This window comes from Caballeronia zhejiangensis (assembly GCF_000698575.1).
GTDB classification, from domain to species: Bacteria; Pseudomonadota; Gammaproteobacteria; order Burkholderiales; family Burkholderiaceae; genus Caballeronia; species Caballeronia zhejiangensis.
On record NZ_JFHD01000002.1, the window covers coordinates 179,410 to 200,803 of the forward strand.

At 64.6% G+C, this 21,394-nt stretch carries 25 protein-coding genes; 18 read left to right on the forward strand and 7 right to left on the reverse strand.

What is annotated here, in order from left to right; genetic code table 11:
- The first annotated feature begins 190 nt into the window (after nucleotides 1–190).
- From BG60_RS04290 to rfaE2, 3 genes are all read left to right on the forward strand, one after another.
- Nucleotides 191–1,192, forward strand: coding sequence for a MerR family transcriptional regulator (locus BG60_RS04290; RefSeq protein ID WP_239294312.1), 1,002 nt, complete (start codon nucleotides 191–193; stop codon nucleotides 1,190–1,192).
- 395 nt (nucleotides 1,193–1,587) lie between these two features.
- Nucleotides 1,588–2,463 carry a ferritin family protein gene (locus tag BG60_RS04295; RefSeq protein WP_033536551.1) on the forward strand — a complete coding sequence of 292 codons (876 nt, stop codon included), beginning with the start codon at nucleotides 1,588–1,590 and terminating at the stop codon, nucleotides 2,461–2,463.
- Nucleotides 2,464–2,582: 119 nt separating this feature from the next.
- A complete protein-coding gene (rfaE2, locus tag BG60_RS04300; protein ID WP_034470462.1) occupies nucleotides 2,583–3,065 on the forward strand; it encodes a D-glycero-beta-D-manno-heptose 1-phosphate adenylyltransferase in 483 nt (160 codons plus the stop codon).
- Between the two features lie 15 nt (nucleotides 3,066–3,080).
- Here rfaE2 and BG60_RS04305 read toward each other — a convergent pair whose 3' ends face one another.
- Genes BG60_RS04305 through relB form a run of 5 tightly spaced genes read right to left on the reverse strand, consistent with a single transcriptional unit; the run spans nucleotide 3,081 to nucleotide 5,586 of the window.
- The gene (locus BG60_RS04305; protein WP_008351832.1) at nucleotides 3,081–3,320 is read right to left on the reverse strand and encodes a hypothetical protein; all 240 of its coding nucleotides are present in this window, start codon (nucleotides 3,318–3,320) and stop codon (nucleotides 3,081–3,083) included.
- Between the two features lie 34 nt (nucleotides 3,321–3,354).
- Nucleotides 3,355–4,176 carry a type III pantothenate kinase gene (locus tag BG60_RS04310; protein WP_008351830.1) on the reverse strand — a complete coding sequence of 274 codons (822 nt, stop codon included), beginning with the start codon at nucleotides 4,174–4,176 and terminating at the stop codon, nucleotides 3,355–3,357.
- The gene (locus BG60_RS04315) at nucleotides 4,173–5,069 is read right to left on the reverse strand and encodes a biotin--[acetyl-CoA-carboxylase] ligase (protein ID WP_034470465.1); all 897 of its coding nucleotides are present in this window, start codon (nucleotides 5,067–5,069) and stop codon (nucleotides 4,173–4,175) included. The genes BG60_RS04310 and BG60_RS04315 overlap by 4 nt, the downstream gene beginning before the upstream one ends.
- Before the next feature lie 51 nt (nucleotides 5,070–5,120).
- Nucleotides 5,121–5,438 (reverse strand): type II toxin-antitoxin system RelE/ParE family toxin, encoded by a 318-nt coding sequence (locus BG60_RS04320; RefSeq protein ID WP_309779193.1) that lies wholly within the window; start codon nucleotides 5,436–5,438, stop codon nucleotides 5,121–5,123.
- Entirely contained in the window at nucleotides 5,395–5,586 is a 192-nt protein-coding gene (relB, locus tag BG60_RS04325; RefSeq protein ID WP_008351825.1) for a type II toxin-antitoxin system RelB family antitoxin, read from the reverse strand. Before relB ends, BG60_RS04320 begins: the two co-directional genes overlap by 44 nt.
- Before the next feature lie 182 nt (nucleotides 5,587–5,768).
- Between relB and BG60_RS04330 the strand changes: the two genes are divergently transcribed.
- Genes BG60_RS04330 through BG60_RS04360 form a run of 7 tightly spaced genes read left to right on the forward strand, consistent with a single transcriptional unit; the run spans nucleotide 5,769 to nucleotide 11,628 of the window.
- Nucleotides 5,769–6,896: an MlaE family ABC transporter permease gene (locus BG60_RS04330; protein ID WP_008351824.1), complete on the forward strand. Its 1,128-nt coding sequence runs from the start codon at nucleotides 5,769–5,771 to the stop codon at nucleotides 6,894–6,896.
- 5 nt (nucleotides 6,897–6,901) lie between these two features.
- On the forward strand, nucleotides 6,902–7,780 hold the full coding sequence (locus BG60_RS04335; protein WP_008351823.1) for an ABC transporter ATP-binding protein: 879 nt from the start codon (nucleotides 6,902–6,904) through the stop codon (nucleotides 7,778–7,780).
- A gap of 30 nt (nucleotides 7,781–7,810) precedes the next feature.
- Nucleotides 7,811–8,770 carry an MlaD family protein gene (locus tag BG60_RS04340; RefSeq protein ID WP_034470471.1) on the forward strand — a complete coding sequence of 320 codons (960 nt, stop codon included), beginning with the start codon at nucleotides 7,811–7,813 and terminating at the stop codon, nucleotides 8,768–8,770.
- Nucleotides 8,771–8,783: 13 nt separating this feature from the next.
- Nucleotides 8,784–9,410, forward strand: a complete 627-nt coding sequence (locus tag BG60_RS04345) for an ABC-type transport auxiliary lipoprotein family protein (protein ID WP_034470474.1) — start codon at nucleotides 8,784–8,786, stop codon at nucleotides 9,408–9,410.
- Between the two features lie 34 nt (nucleotides 9,411–9,444).
- Nucleotides 9,445–10,617, forward strand: a complete 1,173-nt coding sequence (locus tag BG60_RS04350; RefSeq protein ID WP_034470477.1) for a VanZ family protein — start codon at nucleotides 9,445–9,447, stop codon at nucleotides 10,615–10,617.
- 58 nt (nucleotides 10,618–10,675) lie between these two features.
- Nucleotides 10,676–11,005: a (2Fe-2S) ferredoxin domain-containing protein gene (locus BG60_RS04355; RefSeq protein ID WP_008351817.1), complete on the forward strand. Its 330-nt coding sequence runs from the start codon at nucleotides 10,676–10,678 to the stop codon at nucleotides 11,003–11,005.
- Nucleotides 11,002–11,628 carry an alpha/beta hydrolase gene (locus BG60_RS04360; RefSeq protein ID WP_008351815.1) on the forward strand — a complete coding sequence of 209 codons (627 nt, stop codon included), beginning with the start codon at nucleotides 11,002–11,004 and terminating at the stop codon, nucleotides 11,626–11,628. The genes BG60_RS04355 and BG60_RS04360 overlap by 4 nt, the downstream gene beginning before the upstream one ends.
- A gap of 12 nt (nucleotides 11,629–11,640) precedes the next feature.
- Here BG60_RS04360 and BG60_RS38125 read toward each other — a convergent pair whose 3' ends face one another.
- Nucleotides 11,641–11,964, reverse strand: a complete 324-nt coding sequence (locus BG60_RS38125) for a hypothetical protein (protein ID WP_144403732.1) — start codon at nucleotides 11,962–11,964, stop codon at nucleotides 11,641–11,643.
- 33 nt (nucleotides 11,965–11,997) lie between these two features.
- Here BG60_RS38125 and BG60_RS04365 point away from each other — a divergent pair, with 33 nt between their 5' ends.
- Genes BG60_RS04365 through BG60_RS04375 form a run of 3 tightly spaced genes read left to right on the forward strand, consistent with a single transcriptional unit; the run spans nucleotide 11,998 to nucleotide 14,442 of the window.
- Complete coding sequence (locus BG60_RS04365) at nucleotides 11,998–13,200, forward strand: D-alanyl-D-alanine carboxypeptidase family protein (RefSeq protein ID WP_033536586.1); 1,203 nt, start codon at nucleotides 11,998–12,000, stop codon at nucleotides 13,198–13,200.
- Between the two features lie 10 nt (nucleotides 13,201–13,210).
- Nucleotides 13,211–14,122, forward strand: coding sequence for a D-amino acid aminotransferase (locus BG60_RS04370; protein WP_081851816.1), 912 nt, complete (start codon nucleotides 13,211–13,213; stop codon nucleotides 14,120–14,122).
- A gap of 11 nt (nucleotides 14,123–14,133) precedes the next feature.
- On the forward strand, nucleotides 14,134–14,442 hold the full coding sequence (locus BG60_RS04375) for a DUF493 family protein (protein ID WP_034470775.1): 309 nt from the start codon (nucleotides 14,134–14,136) through the stop codon (nucleotides 14,440–14,442).
- On the opposite strand, the gene BG60_RS04380 is transcribed toward BG60_RS04375, so the two are convergent.
- Nucleotides 14,426–15,379 carry a transcriptional regulator GcvA gene (locus tag BG60_RS04380; RefSeq protein ID WP_008351810.1) on the reverse strand — a complete coding sequence of 318 codons (954 nt, stop codon included), beginning with the start codon at nucleotides 15,377–15,379 and terminating at the stop codon, nucleotides 14,426–14,428. The two genes, BG60_RS04375 and BG60_RS04380, sit on opposite strands and share 17 nt — an antisense overlap.
- 123 nt (nucleotides 15,380–15,502) lie before the next feature.
- Between BG60_RS04380 and BG60_RS04385 the strand changes: the two genes are divergently transcribed.
- The 5 genes from BG60_RS04385 to BG60_RS04405 all read left to right on the forward strand — a co-directional run bounded on the left by BG60_RS04385 (nucleotide 15,503) and on the right by BG60_RS04405 (nucleotide 21,394).
- Entirely contained in the window at nucleotides 15,503–15,829 is a 327-nt protein-coding gene (locus tag BG60_RS04385; protein ID WP_033536549.1) for a DUF2917 domain-containing protein, read from the forward strand.
- An 84-nt stretch (nucleotides 15,830–15,913) separates the two neighbouring features.
- On the forward strand, nucleotides 15,914–16,678 hold the full coding sequence (gene lipB / locus BG60_RS04390) for a lipoyl(octanoyl) transferase LipB (RefSeq protein WP_075583485.1): 765 nt from the start codon (nucleotides 15,914–15,916) through the stop codon (nucleotides 16,676–16,678).
- On the forward strand, nucleotides 16,675–17,676 hold the full coding sequence (lipA, locus tag BG60_RS04395) for a lipoyl synthase (protein ID WP_008351805.1): 1,002 nt from the start codon (nucleotides 16,675–16,677) through the stop codon (nucleotides 17,674–17,676). The genes lipB and lipA overlap by 4 nt, the downstream gene beginning before the upstream one ends.
- Before the next feature lie 408 nt (nucleotides 17,677–18,084).
- A complete protein-coding gene (locus tag BG60_RS04400; protein WP_008351804.1) occupies nucleotides 18,085–19,374 on the forward strand; it encodes a dicarboxylate/amino acid:cation symporter in 1,290 nt (429 codons plus the stop codon).
- Nucleotides 19,375–19,399: 25 nt separating this feature from the next.
- Complete coding sequence (locus BG60_RS04405; protein ID WP_034470486.1) at nucleotides 19,400–21,394, forward strand: sensor histidine kinase; 1,995 nt, start codon at nucleotides 19,400–19,402, stop codon at nucleotides 21,392–21,394.

A 21,394-nucleotide genomic window follows, 5' to 3' on the forward strand; every position in this document is an offset into this window, starting at 1 on the left:
GCATAGCGCCGCCGCGCTCGCCAATTCCCCTCGACGCGCACATTTCCGTAGCCGAAACGCATCTCAGCACCGACGCACATTTCGATTTTGTCTATGATGAAAGCTTGACGGTGCGGAATCTTTGTCCATCCATCGGCGTTGGGCACGCAATCTGCATCGAATGCGATATTTCGTTCGAACCGATCTGTCCATGACAAACTCATCAGAACAAGATTTCGATTCGGATTCGATCTCCGATGGCCCCGAGCGTCCGGAACCCGTGCCGCCAAGCGCCGCAACGGCGGGCGCGACCGGCATAGGCATCGGCGCCATCGCTCAGGAGATTGGTCTGACGAAGGACACTTTGCGTGTCTGGGAGCGCCGGTATGGATTTCCGCAGCCGATGCGCACTTCCGGCGGGGAGCGGCTGTATCCGCAGGAACAGGTGACGAAGCTGCGGCTCGTGAAGCGATTGCTCGACGCGGGACATCGGCCGAGCAAAGTGCTCGGGCAATCGATCGACGCGCTGCAGCAACTGGCCGAAAGCTCGGGCGTCGGCCAGGACGCGCCGGACGCCGAGCTCGACCATCTGATCTCGCTGCTGCGCGCGGGCGCTTATGACGATTTCCGCTTCGGCCTGCTGAAGCGCGCAACGCGCGACGGCCTCGAACGCTTCGTGCTGGATGTCGCGGCGCCGCTGTCGGCGCGCATCGGCAATGCGTGGGCGGCGGGCACGTTGCAGGTCTATCACGAACATCTGTTCAGCGAGGCGATCCAGTCGACGCTGCGCACGCTGATACGTCCGCTCTCGGATGCCGTGCGCGGGCGCAACGGCCGTCCGCGCGTGCTGCTCACGACGCTTTCCGGCGAAGGTCACGGCCTCGGCATCCTGATGGCCGAGGCGATGTTCACGCTATCCGAGTGCGAATGCGTGCAACTGGGATTGCAGACGCCGCTGCACGATATCGTCGATGCCGTGTCGGTGCACAAGATCGATATCGTCGCGCTGTCGTTCACGGCGGTGCTGCCGGCGCAGTCCATTTCGAACGGGCTGACCGACCTGCGCAACCTGCTGCCGCCGCACGTCCGCATCTGGGTTGGCGGCAGCAGCCCGGCGCTGCGCCGCAAGTTCGACGACGGCGTGCATCACATCGCGGGGTTGACCCCGATCGATGAGACCGTCGCGGATTGGCGTCAATCCACCGTGCTATGATCGACGACGCCCGAAACGTCGGGCATTGGCGCGGAAATCCGCATCAAGCGCGCATCGCATCGTTGTCATGCGCGCACGTCATACTGCGCGGCCGGCGCGGTTCCGGCGGCAGTTCGGCGCCACTTGAACATACCTCAGGCACAGGTTTCGCTCCTCACCCACGGTAGAACAAGACGCACAACAGCAACATTTGCACGGGGAGTGCAGTGTTTACGCGGGACGCGACGCGTTGCCGCAGCGCCAAATGTCGCGCTTCGTTGTCGCATTTCGTCTTCGGCCGACCGAATCCCGCGTAAAATTGAAAGCTTGGCTGCTCGCGTGCAAAGCATGTCTGCACGTTCCGGCCGAAAGTCAATACAGATATAACGTCGCATAAGTGGCATCAGGGGTGGACTATGAACACCATGCTTTATCCGGAACTTTATAAATCGCTGGAATCCGTCCGCTGGGATATGGAGAAGGACATTCCCTGGGACAAATTCGATGCTTCCCTGCTCACCGACGAGCAGGCCAAAACCATCAAGATGAACGCGATCACCGAATGGTCCGCTCTTCCCGCAACCGAAATGTTCCTGCGTGACAACCACCACGACAGCGATTTCTCCGCGTTCATGAGCGTGTGGTTTTTCGAGGAGCAGAAGCATTCGCTGGTGCTGATGGAGTATCTGCGGCGCTTCAAGCCCGACATGGTGCCGAGCGAAGAAGAGCTGCACGCGGTGCGCTTCGAGTTCGATCCGGCGCCGCCGCTCGAAACGCTGATGCTGCATTTCTGCGGCGAAATCCGCCTGAATCACTGGTATCGCCGCGCGGCCGAGTGGCACACGGAACCCGTCATCAAGCACATTTATGAAACCATTTCGCGCGACGAAGCCCGTCACGGCGGCGCGTATCTGCGTTACATGAAGAAGGCGCTCGTCAACGCCGGCGACACCGCGCGTGCGGCGTTCGCGAAGATCGGCGTGCTCATGGCGTCCGCGCGCCGTACGGAAAAGCCGCTGCATCCGACCAACCTGCATGTGAATCAGGCGCTCTTCCCGCGCGATACCGTGCAGTCGCGTTTGCCCGATCCCGAATGGCTCGAGCGCTGGCTGGACGACCAGATCCGCTTCGACGACAGTTGGGAGAAGAAGGTCGTCGAGCGCATTCTGCACAACCTGTCGATTCTGTTCGAGCGTTCGTTCGTGACCGCGCAGGAACTGAATCGCTATCGCAAGGAAGTGACGCAGCGCCTGCAGGCCGCGCCGGGCGGCGGGGCTGAACAGCCGGCCTGAGTTTCGGCTTCGATGAACGGACGGCTCGCCGGTCAGCACCGGCGAGCCGTTTTGCATTTTTCCCGTGCGAAGCGCCGTGGCACAATGCGCGCTTTCAGCACATCGCAACGAGCGCCGTCATGCCCGCTATTTTCGAACGCAAGATCATCACGCGCGAAGCGCTCGCCGCGCGCCGTCCGACGCTCGCCGGTCCCGTCGTTTTCACCAACGGCGTCTTCGACATCCTTCATCGCGGCCACGTGACCTATCTCGCTGATGCCAAAGCGCTCGGCGCGACGCTCATCGTCGGCGTGAACAGCGATGCGTCGGTACGCACGCTAGGCAAGGGCGACGATCGCCCGATCAATCGGGAAGATGACCGCATGGCGCTGCTCGCCGCGCTGGAGAGCGTCGACTGGGTCGTGAAGTTCGAGGAAACGACGCCGCTGCAATTGATCGAAGCCGTGCACCCCGACGTGCTCGTGAAGGGCGGCGACTACGACATGGACAAGCTGGCCGAATCGGCACTCGTGCGCGGCTGGGGCGGCAAGGCGCTCGCCATCGCGTTCGAGCACGATCGATCGACGACCGCGCTCCTCAAGAAAGTCCGCGCGCAGAGCTGATTCGCACGCGCGCGGTCACTGCCCGAGCGGCGCGGTCTGCACGTTGGCGGCAGGCGCCGGTCCGCCGACGCGCGGCTGATCGAACGCTTCTTCGGGACTCAGCGGGCGCGTCGCGAGCGCCTCGGGATGAACCTGCTGCAATAAGTGATGCGGTTCGCGCACGCCGGCCGCGGGAAGCGGGCCGAACATGCCGCGCATGACCGCGAACATCAGCAAGTTGGCGAGAATCAGAAGGGCGATCAGCCAGCGCAGCATTCTTGGGCTCCGTCCGTCAATCAAATCAGAAAAGTCAGGATGAGTGGCGCGCCGTCGCGTCGCGCGCGATGAGCGCGAGGCCGGACAGCACGAGGGAATCGTGTCGGGTGTGCGGCACGTCGAGCGCGCCCGCAATTTCATTTGCCGCGCCGCCGCCCAGCACGAGCCGGACGTCGGCGCGCCAGTCGGCCTTGAGGTCGCGCCACGCACGCTCAATCAGGCTCGCCTGCGCGAGCAGGCATCCGGCGGATAGCGCGGCGGCGGTGTCGGTGGCGAAAAGACTGCGCGTCTGACTCAGCGCCTCACGCGCCGATGCCGCGTCGAGCGTCGGCAATTGTGCCGTATGGCTGCCGAGCGATTCCATCATCAGCGACCAGCCGGGCGCGATGAGGCCGCCGGTGAACACGCCGTCGGCGCGCAGTGCTTCGAGCGTCGTCGCCGTGCCGAAGGTCGCGACCAGCAGATGCTCGCCCGGATACGCCGCGCGCGCTGCGATCATGCCGGCCCAGCGGTCGCTGCCGAGTCGGGCCGGATCGGCATAGGTGTTGATCACGCCGCACTGCTCGGCGCGCGCGCGGACCACGGTGCGCGGCAGCGTCGGCCAGCGCGCGTCGAGCAGGCGCTGGATGCGGTTCTGTACCGGCATGCCCGCGACGTTCGAAATCCACGCGCTCGCCGGCGCGGGAAGTTCGGACCAATCGTCGAGCGCGGCGTCGTCGGCGACGGTCGAGTGATGCGCGTGCTCGAATGCGCCGTTCGCGAGCGACGCGCCGGCTTCATCGACGAGCGACCATTTGATGCGGCTGTTACCCGCATCGATGAGCAGATACGGCGCCTCGGTTCCCGACGCGTTCACGGACGTTCCTTCGCAAGGCGCAGCGTGAGTTCGCCGGTCGTGACGGCGCGCGGGCCTTCGGGCGCGTCGATCAGCAACTGGCCGCCCTCGTCGACGCCCGATGCGATGCCGCGCGTCACTTCCATGCCCTGGTCGATCAGCGCGACTTCACGTCCGGCCCACGCGTGCGCGTCGAGCCAGCGCTGGCGGAACGGCCTGAAGCCCTCGGCTTCGAAGCGCGGCAGCGCTGCGTCGAGCGCGTTGAGGAGCGCGGCGAGAGTGTCGGTGAGATTGGCGTCGGGCCATGCCCGCGCGAGCGCTGCCGGCGCGGCGCCGGGCGCGGATTGCGCGGCGAGCCGGTTGGCTTCGTCGACCTGCGCGGCGAGTTGTTCCGCGCCGTGCAGATTCATGCCGATGCCGATCACGACCGCGGTCGCGTCAGGCGTGTTCCACGCGGTTTCGATGAGAATCCCGGCGAGCTTGCCGTCGTCGAGCAGGACGTCGTTCGGCCATTTCAGCGCAGGACGCGCGGATGGCGTGAGCGGCAGACGCGCGAGCGCATCGAGGACGGCGGTGCCGATGGCGAGACTCAGACCCGACAGCCCTTCGATCGGCCGCCGCAGCACGCAGCCGACCGACATCAGCAGCGCATTGCCCGGTTCGGCGAGCCACGCGCGCCCGCGCCGCCCGCGACCGGCGGATTGCGAGTACGCGACGCGGACGACGGGTGCAGGCGTGCCGTCGCGTCGCGAGGCGCGCAACTGCTCCAAAACGTCGGCGTTGGTGGAGCCCGTTTCGTCGACGATGTCGATGGTCCAGTCGCGAGCGGGCCGCTCGGCAAGCGTCGCAAGCCGCGAGCGGTCGATGCGCCAGGGCGCGTCGGGGGCGAAGGGAGCGATAGGAGAGGGGGTCATGGCGGGTATTGTAGCCGTGGGATGCGTGTTCGAAGCCCGTGAAACTCCGCTTCAGCGCGTCTTGTCGCTCGGATACCGCCGCCGTGCATGCAGCGAGTCCAGTACGGTGACGCGGTCCGTCGCACGGTAAACCACCAAGTAATTCGGATGAACCACCATCTCTCTGGTATTCGAGACCCTTCCGTGACGATAGATGTATGGAACATCCGCTAACGTCCGGACTGCTTCCCTGTTCATCGAAAGTAGATTGTCGGCCGCTTGCGGATCGCGCTCTTCAATGTATTCGTAGATTTCCCTGAGTTGTCTCCGTGCGCGCGGCCGCCAATCAACGAGCATTCCGTGCCTTTCGCTTGGCCGCCACGAGCGCATCCATTTCCGCGAATACTTGATCGTTGGGAATCGACGGCTCCGGGTCCGCAAGTGACGCTTCTACCTCCGCGCGGAACCAGGCGTCATACAGTTCAGCCTCTTCGAGCGAATCGAGTTCGGAAATAAGCGGATCGAGTCGTTTGTCCATTGCGGTTGCACCAGAGTTGTCGAAACCATGATAGGTCAGCGACTCAAGTGCACCGCAACACGGAAATTCCGATCCTTGCGCCTTCCAGCCGAAACCCGCCTGCCACCATCCCCGCGTCCCCCCGACACTCTTCGCTACAATGTCCTCTCCCCTTTAACCGCGTCTCATCGCGCCATCGATCCTTGGACTTCGACACGCCGCCGCGCCTAAGAGTGGAAGCCGGTCTGCAGGGCAAGGTGGTCCGGCTATCGGGCCAGTGGACCGCGCTCGCGCTCGCTCGCGATCGCGCGAAGAGCGGCGTCACGCGGCGTCTGCGCGCCATCGGGCGCGAGGCGATCAGCCAGTGGGATTTGCTTTCCGTCGAGCGGCTCGATCACGTCGGCGGCCAGGCGCTCTGGCGCGTGTGGGGACGCAAGATGCCCGCGACCATCGCGCTGTCCGACACGCAGCGCGAAATCTTCGAGCGCGTCGCGCTGCTCGACGCCGAACGCGAGGAACCCGAAGCCGTCGATCGCGTCGATCCGGTCACGCGGCTCGGCCAGCTCATCTTCGGTTTCTTCGATCACCTGTACGGCGGCCTCGCGATGTTCGGCGCCTTCGTGCTCGATCTCATCGGGCTGGTGCGGCGCCCACAGCGCATTCCGTGGACGGAAATCTCCGCGAACATCTACAGCGCCGGCGCGCAGGCGCTCGCGATCACCGCGCTCGTCGCGTTCCTGATCGGCATCGTGTTGAGCTACTTGTCCGCGCAGCAGTTGCAGGCGTTCGGTGCGAACCAGTACATCGTCAATATTCTCGGGCTTTCCGTGATCCGCGAGCTCGGGCCGGTGCTTTCCGCGATTCTCGTCGCGGGCCGCTCGGGTTCGGCGATCACCGCGCAGATCGGCGTGATGCGCGTCACCGAAGAACTCGACGCGATGCAGGTCATGGGCATTCCGCATAGCCTGCGCCTCGTGCTGCCGCGCGTGATCGCGCTCGGCATCGCAATGCCGCTGCTCGTCATGTGGACCAACATCATCGCGCTGACGGGCGGCGCGCTCGCGGCGAAGCTCGTGCTGTCCATCGACATGAACTTCTTCATTCGCTCGCTGCCGTCGGTCGTGCCGATCGCGAATCTGTGGATCGGGCTCGGCAAGGGCGTCGTGTTCGGCATGCTGATTGCGCTCGCCGCGTGTCACTTCGGCTTTCGCATCAAGGCGAATTCGCAGAGTCTCGGCGAAGGCACGACGACGTCCGTGGTGACGTCGATCACCATCGTGATTCTCGCGGACGCCGTCTTCGCGATCCTGTTCCAGAACGTCGGACTCTGACCGCCATGTCGACCACGCTCGCCACCGCCGTTCGTCATCAGCCGCCGCCCGTCATCGCGGAACCGGTGATCGAAGTGCGCGATCTCACCAAGCGGTACGGGCGCACGGTGATTCACGAGCATCTGAATCTGGATGTGCGGCGCGGCGAGATCGTCGCGTTGCTCGGCGGTTCGGGCTCGGGCAAGACCACGCTCGTGCGGCAGATTCTCGGCCTCGAGTCGCCGACATCGGGCACCATTCGCGTGCTCGGCGAGGAATGGGCGCAAATGGACGACGAAACCGCGAAGATGCTGCGCACGCGCTCCGGCATGATGTTTCAGCAAGGCGCGCTGTTTTCGTCGCTGACGGTATATGACAACATCGCGCAGCCGTTTCGCGAACTCGGCAAGATTCCCGAGGACCTGATCCGCGAATTCGTGATGCTGAAGCTCGAAATGGTCGGCCTGTCGTGCAAGCACGCGAGCAAGATGCCGTCCGCGTTGTCGGGCGGAATGGTGAAGCGCGTCGGCATCGCGCGGGCGATCGCGCTCGAGCCCGAACTGCTGTTCCTCGACGAACCCACGGCCGGTCTCGATCCGAAGGCATCGGACGAATTCGTCGATCTGATCGCGACGCTGCATCGCGCGCTCGGTCTGACGGTCGTGATGGTCACGCACGATCTCGACACCATGGTCGCGCTGTCCACGCGCGTCGCGGTGCTGGCGGATCATCGCGTGCTCGTCGCGGCGCCGGTGGAAGAGGCGTGCGCGGTGGATCATCCGTTCATCCGCGAGTACTTTCTGGGGCGACGCGGCCGCCGCGCGTTGCAGGCATTGCCGTCCGAGCGCCGCGCGAAGCTGCCGCCGGCCGCGCTCGAAGATGCGCCGATCGCCGTGAACAAGTAAGCGCGAAGCGAGCGCCAAAGGAACCTGCCGATGGAAAACAAATCACACGCGTTCTGGACCGGGCTTTTCACGATCGTGCTCGTGCTGGCCATCGCGTTCGCCGTGTTCTTCTTCAACGTCGATCGCACCGTGCGCGTGCCGTACGATCTGATCGCGCGCACCAACGTGACCGGCCTCTTCACGGACGCGGCCGTGCGCTATCGCGGCCTGGGCGTCGGCAAGGTGCAGTCGATCAGCTTCGACAAGTCGCATCCGGGGCAGATCCGCATCCGCATTGTCGTCGACAAGAACGCGCCGATGACGCATTCCACGTACGCGACGCTCGGCTTTCAGGGCGTGACGGGCATCGCGTTCGTGCAGCTCGACGACACCGGCACCGATACGGCCGCGCTGGCTTCGTCGCCGCAGCACGTCGCCGAAGTGCCGATGCGTCCCGGTCTCTTCGAGCAGTTGCAGCAGCGCGGCGACATCATCCTGAAGAAGTTCGAGCGCCTTTCCGACGACGCCGACAAGTTCCTCTCCGACGACGTGCGCAATCAGCTCATGGCGACGACGAAGAGCCTGCAAACCGCCGCCGACGGCATCGCGACGCTCGCGAGCCAGGTGGAGCCCGCGACGGCGCAGTTGCCGCAGACGCTCAGGCAGATCAACACGACGCTCGCCTCGACGCATCAGCTCGTGCAGAACCTGAATCGCCCGGACGGCCCGCTCGTGTCCAACTTGAACAAGGCGGGCAAGGCCGCCGAAGACGCGGGCGCGGCGCTCGCGGACATGAACGAATCGCTGCGTTTCATCACGGCGCGCGTCGGTTTCGAGGCGTTGCCGCGCTTCTATTCGTTCAGCGACGACGTGAGCGCGGCGGCGCGTTCCGTCGATCGCGCCGCCGACGCGTTCAGCACCAATCCGCGCAGCGTGCTCTTCGGCGCGCCGCAGAAGGAGCCGGGACCGGGCGAGCCGGGCTTCGCGTGGCCGGCGAAAGCGGCGCATTGATCGGGGAAAAGATATGACGGACATCGACATGAAAGGAGCGGTCGCGGCATTCGCGCTCGGCTGCGCCGCGTTGCTCGCAGGTTGCGGATCGACGTCGACCGCGATGCCGAACGCGCATTACGACCTCGGCGCGATACCGGCTGCCGACGCAAGCGCCAGCGCCGCGCCGATGCCGCCGGTCAAAGTGCTCGCGGTGGGCGCGCCGCGCAGTCTCGAAACCGATTCGTTCGCGTATCGGCTGAGCTATGTCGATGCACAGCGCACCGGCAACTATTCGAACAGCCACTGGACGATGCCGCCCGCGCAGTTGCTGACGCAACGCCTGCGCGATGCGCTCGCGGCGCGCGGCCCGGTTCTGTCGGGCGCCGATCCTGTGCGCGCCGTGCCGCTGCTCGAAGTCGAGCTGACGAGCTTCGAACAGGTCTTCGATGCGCCCGAGCAAAGCCGCGGCCTCGTGTCGGTGCGCGCGACGCTCACGCAGCAAGGCCGCGTCGTCGGCCAGCGCAGCTTCGCCGCGAGCGCGCCCGCGCCGAGCGCCGATGCCCCCGGCGGCGCGCGGGCGCTCGCGGCTGCATCGGACGATGTGATCGCGCAACTTTCCGCGTGGCTCGCCGCGCAGCCGCTCTCCGCGTCACGATGATCTTCCGCCCAGCATCGAAGCGTCCGGGCGGCTCATGACGATCAAGCAATGGCAGCGTCGCCCGTCGGCGTTCTCCCGGCAGGCGCTCGCCGCGTATGCGGCGCTCGTCGTCTACGGTTCGCTTTATCCGTTTTCCGGCTGGCGCTCGCTCGGATTGAGCCCGTTCGCGTATCTCACCGATCCGCTGCCGCAATATCTGACCGTTTTCGATGTCGTGACCAACGTGCTCGGCTACATGCCGCTCGGCGCGCTGATCGTGCTCGCGCTCTATCCGCGTCTGCGCGGCACATTCGCGGTCGGCGCGGCGCTCATCGGCGGCGCGCTGCTCTCCGGCGCGATGGAAGCGATCCAGACGTATCTGCCGACGCGCGTCGCCTCGAACCTCGATCTCGCCGCGAACGCGTTCGGCGCGCTCGTCGGCGGCATGCTGATCGCGCCCGCGACGAGCGCGCTTCTCGATCGCGGCCTGTTGCGGCGCATCCGCTTTACGTGGTTCGAGCGCGACGCGGCGTATGTGCTCGGGCTGACGGCGTTCTGGCCGTTCGCGGCGATGTTCCCCGCGCCGTATCTCTTCGGCGGCGGCGATCTTCCGCGCGTGCTGTGGGACGAGCTCGACCCGGCGATGCAGGACGCGATTCTCGCGTGGACGCCCGCCGCGTGGGACATCGAAAGCTGGCCGGACCGGCTCGGCGCGCTTCTGCCGGACGACGCCTGGGAAGCGCTGATCACATCGACGAGCCTGTTCGCCGCGCTCGTGCTCGCGACGCTGCTCACGCGGCAGCGCGCGCCACGCATCCGGCTGATGCTCGGCCTGATCGCGATGACGATCTTCGCGAAAGCGGGCGCAAGCTTTCTGCAGTCGCGCGCGGGCCTGACCTTCGACTGGGCGACGGACGGCGCGCTGGAAGGCATCGCCATCGCGACGATCGCGGGCGTGCTGTCGGTCGCGTTGCCGCGCGGCTTGCGCGCGGCGCTCGCGGGCGGGGCGCTCGTGATCTCGCTCGCGCTCATCAATCTGCTGCCGGTGAATCCGTATTTCGACATCGTGCTCGCCGACTGGCGGCAGGGCCGCTATCTGCATTTCAACGGGCTTGCGCACTGGCTCGCGTGGGTGTGGCCGTACGCGGCGCTCGGCTGGCTCGCTTCGGCGGCGGAGCGCGCGTGGCTCGCGCGGCGGCGCGCGCGCAAGGCGGGGCGCTCGGCCTGATACGGCGGGCACGAACATCGCTGGCTATAATCGACCGACACTCTCATCGCACCCGCTCATGGATTCCTTCTACAAGTACCACGTGTTCTTCTGCCTGAACCAGCGCGAAGCCGATGCGGCGCGTCCGAGCTGCGCGAACTGCAACGCGCAGGCCATGCAGGAATACGCTAAAAAGCGCGTGAAAAAACTGGGTCTCGCGGGCGAAGGCAACGTGCGGATCAACAAGGCCGGCTGTCTTGACCGCTGCGAACTCGGGCCGGTCGTGGTCGTGTATCCGGAAGGCACCTGGTACACGTATGTCGATGAAACCGACATCGACGAGATCGTCGATTCGCATCTCGCCAACGGCAAAATCGTCGAACGTCTTCTGATCGATCAACCCGCATGAACGCGCAAACCGAAAAGTTTCTCATCGACGGTCCGGTCGGCAAGATCGAATGCGCGCTCGACAAGACCGACAGCGCGCCGCGCGGCATCGCGCTCGTCGCGCATCCGCATCCGCTTTTCGGCGGCACGATGGACAACAAGGTCGCGCAGACGCTCGCGCGCACGTTCGTCCAGCTCGGCTACACGACGTATCGTTCGAACTTTCGCGGCGTCGGGCAGACGGGCGGCGAGCATGACAACGGCATCGGCGAACAGGACGATCTGCTCGCGCTGATCGATCACATGCGCGCGCAGCCGGGTCAGGCGGACGTGCCGATCGTGCTCGCGGGCTTTTCGTTCGGCACCTTCGTGCTGTCGCACGTCGCGAAGCGCATGCGTGATGCCGGCAAGGACATCGAGCGCATGGTGTTCGTCGGCACGGCGGCGAGCCGCTGGGAAGTCGCGCCCGTGCCCGACACGACGCTCGTGATCCACGGCGAAGTCGACGACACCGTGCCGATTCAATCCGTCTACGACTGGGCGCGGCCGCAGGAACTGCCCGTCGTCGTGATTCCGGGCGGCGAGCATTTCTTCCATCGCAAGCTGCATATCCTGAAGCGCGTGATCGTCGACGCGTGGCGTTGAGCGCATCGCTCGTCATCGATCGGCAAAAGCGGCTAAGCGCAGCCTGAAAAACGTTAAAACGAGCGGCAACCGCGCAGATTCCAAGGAAAACGGAAGCGGCCCGCGCGTATAATGGCGCAGAATTTTTTCACGGATTCCGGCCGCGCGACGTTGCATTCGACGTATCGCGGCCGTCGAAACCCCGGCTTCTGAGAACCGTTTTTGCGTCCGTCTGTCGAACGAGCGCTTTTCGCCGCGGCGCCGCGCGTGCCGCTGTCCTGGCGAAATGCCCGACCGACAGCGACGGTCAGCCTGTTCAACCCGTGCTTCGCCGATCATCCGATCCTCGATCGTCATCGTCGCAGCGTGCTTTTTCCGCCGATCGATCCTATGCGCTTTGTCCCTTCCGGCCTGTCTTTTCCTTCCGTTTCCGTTTCCGCAAAAGCCGTTTTCGTTCTGCCCGCCGTGCTGGCGGCGGCGAGCGCTTTCGCCCAGGTTCCGCCGCCCGACGTGACGGCCCGTTCGTGGGTGCTCGTCGACGCCACCAGCAATCAGGTGCTCGCCTCGGGCAATCCCGATGAGCGCGTCGAGCCGGCATCGCTCACCAAGCTGATGACCGCGTATCTCGTCTTCGATGCGTTGAAGTCGAAGAAGATCAACATGGATCAGACCGTCATGCCGAGCGAGGCCGTGCGCCGCGTGCGCACCGACGAGTCGCGCATGTTCATCGAGGCGAACAAGCCCGTCACCGTGCACGATCTCGTGTACGGCATGATCGTGCAGTCGGGCAACGACGCGGCCATCGCGCTCGCGGAACTCGTCGGCGGCAGCGAAGGCAACTTCGTCACGCTGATGAACGCGGCGGCGAAGCGCATCGGCATGACGCACACGAATTTCGCCGATGTGAACGGCATGCCCGATCCGCAGCACTACACGACCGCGGGCGATCTCGCCGTGCTGTCGACGCGCCTGATCCGCGACTTCCCCGAGTACTACAGCATCTTCTCGGTGAAGGACTTCACGTACAACAAGATCAAGCAGCCGAACCGCAATCGCCTGCTGTGGCTCGATCCGACCGTCGACGGCCTCAAGACCGGCCACACGAAGGCCGCCGGCTACTGCCTGATCGCGACCGCGAAGCGTTCGCTCGTCGGCGTGCCCGACGCGAGCCGCCGCCTCGTCGCCGTGATGATGGGCGAGCCGAAAGAGCACAACCGCGTGCAGGACAGCCTGAAGATGCTGAACTACGGCTACACCGCGTACGACGCGCTGCGTCTGTACAAGGCGAATCAGGTGATCGATTCGCCGCGCGTGTACAAGGGCGCGGCCGACAACGTGCAGGCGGGCGTCACGACGGATCAGTACATCACCGTGCCGAAGGGCCTGGGCGAGAAGGTCAAGCCAACGGTCACGCACGACAATCTGATCGTCGCGCCGATCAAGAAGGGCCAGCAGATCGGCAGCGTCAAGATGATGGCCGATGGCAAGGAAGTCGCGCAGTTCCCGCTCGTCGCGTTGCAGGATGTGCCGGAAGCGGGCATCTTCGGCCGCCTGTGGGATTCGGCGCTGCTCTGGTGGCAAAAGCGTAAGTAAGGAGCCTGTGATGAGCCAAGCCGAAGCATTCGATCCGACGGTCTATCTGAACGGCGAGTGGGGACCGCTTTCCGAAGCGCGCATTCCCGTGCTCGATCGCGGTTTCATCTTCGGCGACGGCGTGTACGAAGTCGTGCCGCTCTACGCGCAAGCCGACGGCGCGCGTCTGCCGTTCCGCCTGAAGCAGCATCTCGCGCGGCTCGATCGCAGTCTCGGCAAGATTCGCATCGGCAATCCGTTCGATGACGCCGGCTGGCGCGCGCTGATCGATCGCGTCATCGCGGAGAACGCCGGCGCGGGCGATGCGCTCGTCTACATCCAGGTGACGCGCGGCGTCGCCAAACGGCGCGGGCACGCGTTCCCGGCGGGAATCGTGCCGACCGTGTTCGTCATGCTCGGCCAGCTCGTGTTCCCGAGCGCGGCGGATCGCGCGCGCGGCGCGGTCGCCGTCACCGCCGAAGACAAACGCTGGCTGCATTGCGACATCAAATCGGTGTCGTTGCTCGGCAACGTGCTGATGGCGCAGCACGCCGCCGAAAACGACGCGCTCGAAACCATTCAGTTGCGCGACGGCTTGCTTACCGAGGGTTCGTCCTCAAATGTGTGGATCGTGAAGGGCGGCACGCTGCTGGGCGCGCCGCGCGGACCGCGCATTCTCGAAGGCATCCGCTACGGGCTCATCGAGGAACTGGCGCGCGAGGCGGGTATCGCGTTCGAGGAGCGCGACATCACCGAAGCAGAATTGCGTTCGGCGAACGAAGTCATGATCAGCTCGGCGACGAAAGAAGTCATGCCGGTCACGACGCTCGACGGCAAGAGCGTCGGCGACGGCCGCCCCGGACCGGTCTATGCTGCACTGTACGACGCCTACCAGCGGGCCAAAGCGCGCGAGTTCGCCGAAGAGGCCAAGCGCGGCAAGTGAAGGAGAAAGTCATGACTGACAAGCCACAAGCCACCGATCCGACCGACAGCGCCAAGCACAGCGCCGACGAGCTGTTCGATTTTCCCTGCGATTTCCCGATCAAGGTGATGGGCAAGACGCATCCGGAATTCCACGACACGATCGTCGATGTGCTCAAGGCTTTCGACAAGGATTTCGACGCGTCGCGTGTGGAGTCGCGCCCGTCTTCGGGCGGCAACTACACCGGTCTCACCTGCACCGTGCGCGCGCAGAATCGCGCGCATCTCGACGATATCTATCGCGCGCTCACCGGCCATCCGATGGTCAAGGTAGTGCTTTGATCTTGCCCGCGGGCGCATCGCACACCGCCGGCGTGCGCTCGTAGAGCAGCCTGAACTGCTCCGCTTCCTCGAAAACCCACTCCCTGAACGCGTGGACGCGCTTCGTCTGAAGCAGCGCGGTCGGGCACACGAAGTAATACTTCCACGGACTCGGCCCTTCGACATTGAAAAGCCGCACGAGCCGTCCCGCGATGATTTCCTGCATCGCGAGCGAGCGGCGCACGAGCGCGATGCCCTGACCGTCGATCGCCGCCTGCAGCAAATTCGACGAATCCTCATACAAGACGCCGCGCTTCGGTTCGGGCAGATCGGTGAGTCCCGCGGCGTCGAACCACGGGCGCCAGAGCTCGTCGTCCGAGCGCAGAAGCGGCAGCTTTTCCAGATCGCGCGGCACGCGGGGCAGCGCGCCGCCGCGAAAGTTCGGTGAGCACGCCGGGAAAAAAACCTCGTCGAGCAATTCCTCGGTGTGCAGACCCGCGTACTTTCCGTAGCCGAAACGCAGCGCCACGTCCGCGTCGTCGCGGTTGAAATCGATGAGCGAGGCGGTCGTCAGCAGTTCGAGATCGATATCCGGATGCTGCTCGATGAATCTGCCGACGCGCGGCGTCAGCCAGCGGGCGGAAAACGACGGAATCGTCGATACGATCAGCCGCCGGTCGCGATCGCCGGAGCGGATGCGGCGCGTCGATTCCGCCAGCGCGACGAGCGCCGAGCGCACTTCCGCCGCGTACTGCCGGCCGCGATCGGTGAGACGCACGCGTTTGCCGTCGCGCGCGAACAGCGACACGCCGAGCTCCGACTCCAGCGCGCGAATCTGATGACTGACCGCGCCGTGCGTGACGAAAAGCTCGTCGGCGGCGCGGGAAAAGCTCTCGTGACGGGCGGCGGCTTCGAAGGCGCGCAGCGCGTTCAGGGCGGGAAGCTGGCGGAGGTCCATATGGATTGTCGGCGGTGTCGTTGTCAATACAGCTCACATAGCAGTGAAAATTGATCGTTTTGCCTGATGCCTTGTCACGCCTAGGATTGTAGTCATCGAAACGTTCCCTTGGCGGAGTGGATCATGCGAGAAATATCAACAAGCGTCACCTTCGAAATCAAGCCCGGCGAAACCGTGCCGATGAGAATTGCGCGCGGCACGCGTCTCATGGTCCACGGCAGTCCCGTCTGGGCGACGCGAAGCAACGACATCGAGGATTACTGGCTCGTGCCCGGCGACAATCTCAAGCTGCGCGAGCGCGAGCGGCTCTGGCTTTCCGTCGAGGGCGACCGTCCGGCCTATGTCGTCTTCACGATCCTGCCGCGCTGCGACGAACGCGCGATGCACTGGGTTTCGACGCGCATCGAGCGTCTCGCGCAGCGGTTGCGCTCCGGATGGAGAACCGTCTGACCCTCAAGTATTCGCATTTGCCATCGAAGGCATGCGAATTCACCATCGGCGGGCATGGGGCTATTTCGGTAAACTACCGGCACCATGTCCGCTACACCGCTCGCCATCCCACAAGCAATCCACGACGCGCCCGCCACCGTGCTCAGTTCCGGTGACTTTCCGGTCGCGTTGCGCTGGCGCGGTCTCGAACCGTACAGCCAGAGCTTCGACGCGATGCGCGCCTTCACCGACGCCCGCACGCCCGAAACACAGGACGAAATCTGGCTCGTCGAGCATCCGCCCGTCTTCACGCTCGGTCTCGCGGGCGATCCGGCGCATCTGCTGCTCGCCGAAAGCGGCATTCCGCTCGTCAAGGTGGATCGGGGCGGACAGATCACGTATCACGGGCCGGGGCAGATCGTCGCTTATCTGCTGATCGACCTGCGCCGCCGCAAGCTCATGGTGCGCGAGCTAGTGCGGCGCATCGAAGAGGCCGTTATCGAAACCCTCGCGACGTATAATCTCGCGACCGACCGCAAGGCCGGCGCGCCGGGCATTTACGTGGCGCGGCATCCTCAAGGCGCGAACGATCGTACGCAGGCGCATGAAGGCGCGAAGATCGCCGCGCTCGGACTCAAGATTCGCAACGGCTGCAGTTATCACGGCGTGAGCCTCAATGTGCGAATGGACCTGCAGCCGTTCCTCGCAATCAACCCGTGCGGCTACGCGGGGCTCGAAACGGTCGACATGGCGACGCTCGGCGTCGCGGCCGACTGGCGCGACGTAGCTCTCGTGCTGGCCGAACGGCTGGCACTTCAAATCGGCGGCCTCCCCGCAATTGCCGCTGCAACAACCGGATCGACCGAATGACTGACGCAACCGCAAACCTGGCTGGCGACACCGCCGCTTCTGCTTCGTCGCCCACCGCTTACGACGCCACTGCAAAGCAGAAGGCACAGGCGAAGACATCGCGCATTCCTATCAAGGTCATTCCGATCGAGAAGCTGAAGAAGCCGGAGTGGATTCGCGTACGCACCGCGACGGGCAACTCGCGCTTCAACGAGATCAAGAAGATCCTGCGCGAGCACAGTCTTCATACGGTTTGCGAGGAAGCGAGCTGCCCGAACATCGGCGAATGCTTCGGCAAGGGCACCGCGACGTTCATGATCATGGGCGACAAGTGCACGCGCCGCTGCCCGTTCTGCGATGTCGGACACGGCCGCCCCGATCCGCTGGACGCCGACGAGCCGCTGAATCTCGCGCGCACCATCGGCGCGCTGAAGCTGAAATACGTGGTGATCACGTCCGTCGATCGCGACGATCTGCGCGATGGCGGCGCCGCGCACTTCGTCGAGTGCATCAGGCAGGTTCGCGAGCATTCGCCGGAAACGCGCATCGAAATTCTGACGCCGGACTTCCGCGGGCGTCTGGATCGCGCGATCGGCATTCTGACCGCCGCGCCGCCCGATGTGATGAACCACAACCTCGAAACGGTGCCGCGTCTCTACAAGGAAGCGCGCCCGGGTTCGGATTATCACCATTCGCTGAAGCTGCTGAAGGACTTCAAGGCGCTGCATCCGGAAGTCGCGACGAAATCGGGCCTGATGGTGGGTCTCGGCGAAACGGAAGAGGAAATTCTTCAGGTGATGCGCGACCTGCGCGCCCACGACGTCGACATGCTGACGATCGGGCAGTATCTGCAGCCTTCGGAGCATCATCTGCCGGTGCGGGCGTACGTGCATCCGGATACCTTCAAGATGTACGAGGAAGAGGCGTACAAGATGGGCTTCACGCACGCGGCGGTCGGCGCGATGGTGCGCTCGAGCTATCACGCGGATGTGCAGGCGCATGGGGCGGGCGTGGTTTGACGCCGGTTTCGCCCTTCCGCTGAGAGAAAGCCCACCGGAGACGGTGGGTTTTTTGTTTCTCGTAATCGAGGCGCTAACCGTCCAGAACCCCGGACGCCCGCATTCCGGATTTCCGGAATCCCGGATTCGAAGCCGCCAGCCGCTCAGAAAACTCCCATAGAATCATCGGCTTAAGCGAAACTTAAACCTGGCATTGCCCTTGCGATACAAACGGCACGGCCCATGAGCCGCCCATAAAAGTCAAGGAGACAAGCCGATGACCCCTCTCGCATCCAAACGTCCCTGATCCGTCGACGAAGCGGCTATCGCCCATCGACGCGTTCAGACGTGCCCACACACGCCCGCCCCGCGTCAACGCTCGCCGCTGGCCGTACTTCCGCCAACTGCTTGTTATCGCCTGGAAACATCGTGAAAAAACCCATCCATAAAGTCCTGTACGTGCAGGTGATCGTCGCGATCATCATCGGCATCGCGCTCGGGCACTTCTATCCCTCGCTCGCCACCGACATGAAGCCGCTCGGCGACGGGTTCATCAAACTCATCAAGATGGTCATCGGCCCGATCATCTTCTGTACCGTCGTGACCGGCATCGCCGGCATGGAAGACATGAAGAAGGTCGGCCGCGTCGGCGGCAAGGCGCTGCTGTACTTCGAAGTCGTGTCGACGTTCGCGCTGATCCTCGGTCTCGCCGCGACGCACCTCCTGCGGCCGGGCGTCGGCTTCAACGTCGATCCTTCGACGCTCGACCACAAGGCCGTCGATTCCTTCGCGACGAAGGCGCACGGCCAGAGCACGGTCGATTTCTTCCTGCACATCATCCCGGACACGCTGGTGTCGGCGTTCGCGCAGGGCGAAATCCTCCAGATCCTGCTGATCGCGCTCCTGTTCGGCGCGGTGCTCGCGCATATCGGCGAGCGCGGCAAGGTCGTGACGACGTTCATCGAAGGTCTGTCGAGCATCCTGTTCGGCATGGTCGGCATCATCACGAAGCTCGCGCCGATCGGTGCGTTCGGCGCGATGGCGTTTACCATCGGCAAGTACGGCATCGGTTCGCTGCTGCCGATGCTCAAGCTCATCGGCACGTTCTATCTGACGTCGATCGTCTTCGTCGTCGTGGTGCTCGGTGCGATTGCGCGCATGGTGGGCTTCAACATCCTGAAGTTCATCGCGTACATCAAGGAAGAAATGCTGATCGTGCTCGGCACGTCGTCGTCGGAAGCCGCGCTGCCGCAACTGATGCTCAAGCTCGAAAAGCTCGGCTGCTCGCGTTCGGTCGTGGGTCTCGTCGTGCCGACAGGCTACTCGTTCAACCTCGACGGCACCAACATCTACATGACGATGGCCGTGCTGTTCATCGCGCAGGCGACCAACACCGATCTCTCGTGGGGCCAGCAACTGACGCTGCTGGCCGTGACGATGCTCACGTCGAAGGGCGCTTCCGGCGTGACCGGCGCAGGCTTCATCACACTGGCCGCGACGCTCGCCGTCGTGCCGACGATTCCGCTCGCGGGCATGGTGCTGATTCTCGGCATCGACCGCTTCATGTCGGAATGCCGCGCGCTGACGAACATCGTCGGTAACGGCGTGGCGACGGTCGTCGTGTCGGCATGGGAGAAGGAGCTGGATCGCAGCAAGCTGAAGGCGGCGTTGTCGCGCGACGTCGACGTGACCGACGCCGAAGAAGCGAAGTCGGTCTGAATCCGCACTGAAGCCGGAAGCGATCATGCAAGCGGCGAAGCCTCAGTCCGCGAGTGCTTCGCCGCAGTCGTTTCCGGCGCCTGATTCGCCACAAGCCTATGACACAATGGCAGATCCTCTTTCGCGGGAATCTGCTCACGTGTCGCGCCGCATCGTCGTGTTCTTCGCGCTTTTCGCCGCGCTCGTGGCGTGCTGCGCGCTCACGTGGCATCTCGCGTGGCAAAGCGGCATCGACGAGTTGAGGCTCAACGCCGCCGCGCGCGTCGATCGCACGACGAACACGCTCAAGAGCACGCTCGACCGCTACGAATATCTGCCTTATCTGCTGTCGCGGCATCCGGTCGTGCAGGACGCGCTCGATCATCCGGATCGTGCGAACGTCGAGCGCGCGAACCGTTATCTCGAAGACCTCAACGCGCGCTCGCACGCCACCGTCACGTATCTGATCCGCGCAAACGGCATCGCGGTTGCCGCGAGCAACTGGAACGCGACGGACAGTTTCGTCGGCGTGGACTACAACTTCCGGCCGTATTTCATCGACGCGATGAAGGGCAGCACCGGCCGTTTCTTCGGCATCGGGACGATCTCGACCGAGCCCGGCTACTACATCTCGCAACCGGTCTATCGCGAGGGCACGAAAGAGATCATCGGCGTCGCGGTCGTGAAGCTGAATCTCGAATGGCTGCAAGGCGCGGATGCATCCGAGCCGCTCATCGTCACCGACGATCACGGCGTCATCTTTCTCTCGTCCGTGCCCGCGTGGAAATATCACACGGTGCGGCCGCTGCCGCAGAACGTCGAGGCGTCCGTCTATGCGACGCGCCAATACGCGCAACAGGCGATCACGCCGCTGCCGATGACTGTCGTAAAGACGCTCGAGGGCGGCGCGCAGATCGTGCGCGTCGGCGGCGGCGGGCGAGACGGACACCATGCGCCGGCGTTTCTCGCGACGCATCGCTCCATCGGCGAACCCGACTGGCAACTGATCACGATGGCCGCGCTCGATCCCGTCGAGAGCGGCGCGCAGATCGCGGTCATCGTCACCGCGCTCGTATTCGTCTCGCTGTGCCTGCTCGCGTTCTACTGGCGCATGCGGCGCGCGCGCGTGCGCGAGATGATCCGCAGCCGGGAGATGTTGCAGACCGCGTATGCCGAATTGAATCAACGCGTCGCGGAGCGCACGGCGGATTTATCGGAAGCGAACGCGCAACTCACGAAGGAAGTGAACGAGCGCACGCGCGCCGAACAGGATCTGCGCGCCGCGCACGACGAGCTCATTCAGGCGAGCAAGCTCGCCGCGCTCGGCCAGATGGCGGCGGGCATCACGCATGAACTGAATCAGCCGCTCGCCGCGTTGCGCAGTTTTTCCGACAACACTCGCGTGCTGATCGATCGCGGCGATCAGGCGGCGGCGCGCGAGAATCTCGAAGCGATCGCGTCGCTGACCGAGCGCATGGGCAACATCACGAATCAGCTGAAGTTGTTCGTCACGAAGGCGCGGCCGAAGAATGCGCGCGCCGACGTCGCGCGGGCGCTGCGCCAAGTGTTCTCGATGCTGCGTCCGCGCATGAAGAACGTCGTCATCGATATCGCGCCGGAACTCGCCGAAGGCAGCGCGCCGATCTTCGTGCGTTGCGAGGACTTGCGGCTGGAGCAGGTGCTCATCAACCTGATCGGCAACGCGCTCGATGCGGTCGCGTCGTGCGACAGGCCGCGCATCGTCATCGAACTGAATGGCCACGCGGATACGATCGAGCTCATCGTGCGCGACAATGGTCCCGGCATTCCCGTCGATGCGCTGCCGAAACTCTTCGAGCCGTTCTTCACGACGAAGGAAATGGGGCAGGGACTGGGCCTCGGGCTTGCGATTTCATCGGCGATCGCGCGCGATTACGGCGGCACGCTCGTCGCGCGCAATCGCGAGGCGCCGATCGTCGCGGACGGTCCCGAAGGCGGCACGCAGGCGGACGCCGATCATTCGCACGGCGCGGAGTTCGTGCTGACTTTGCGGCGCGCTTGA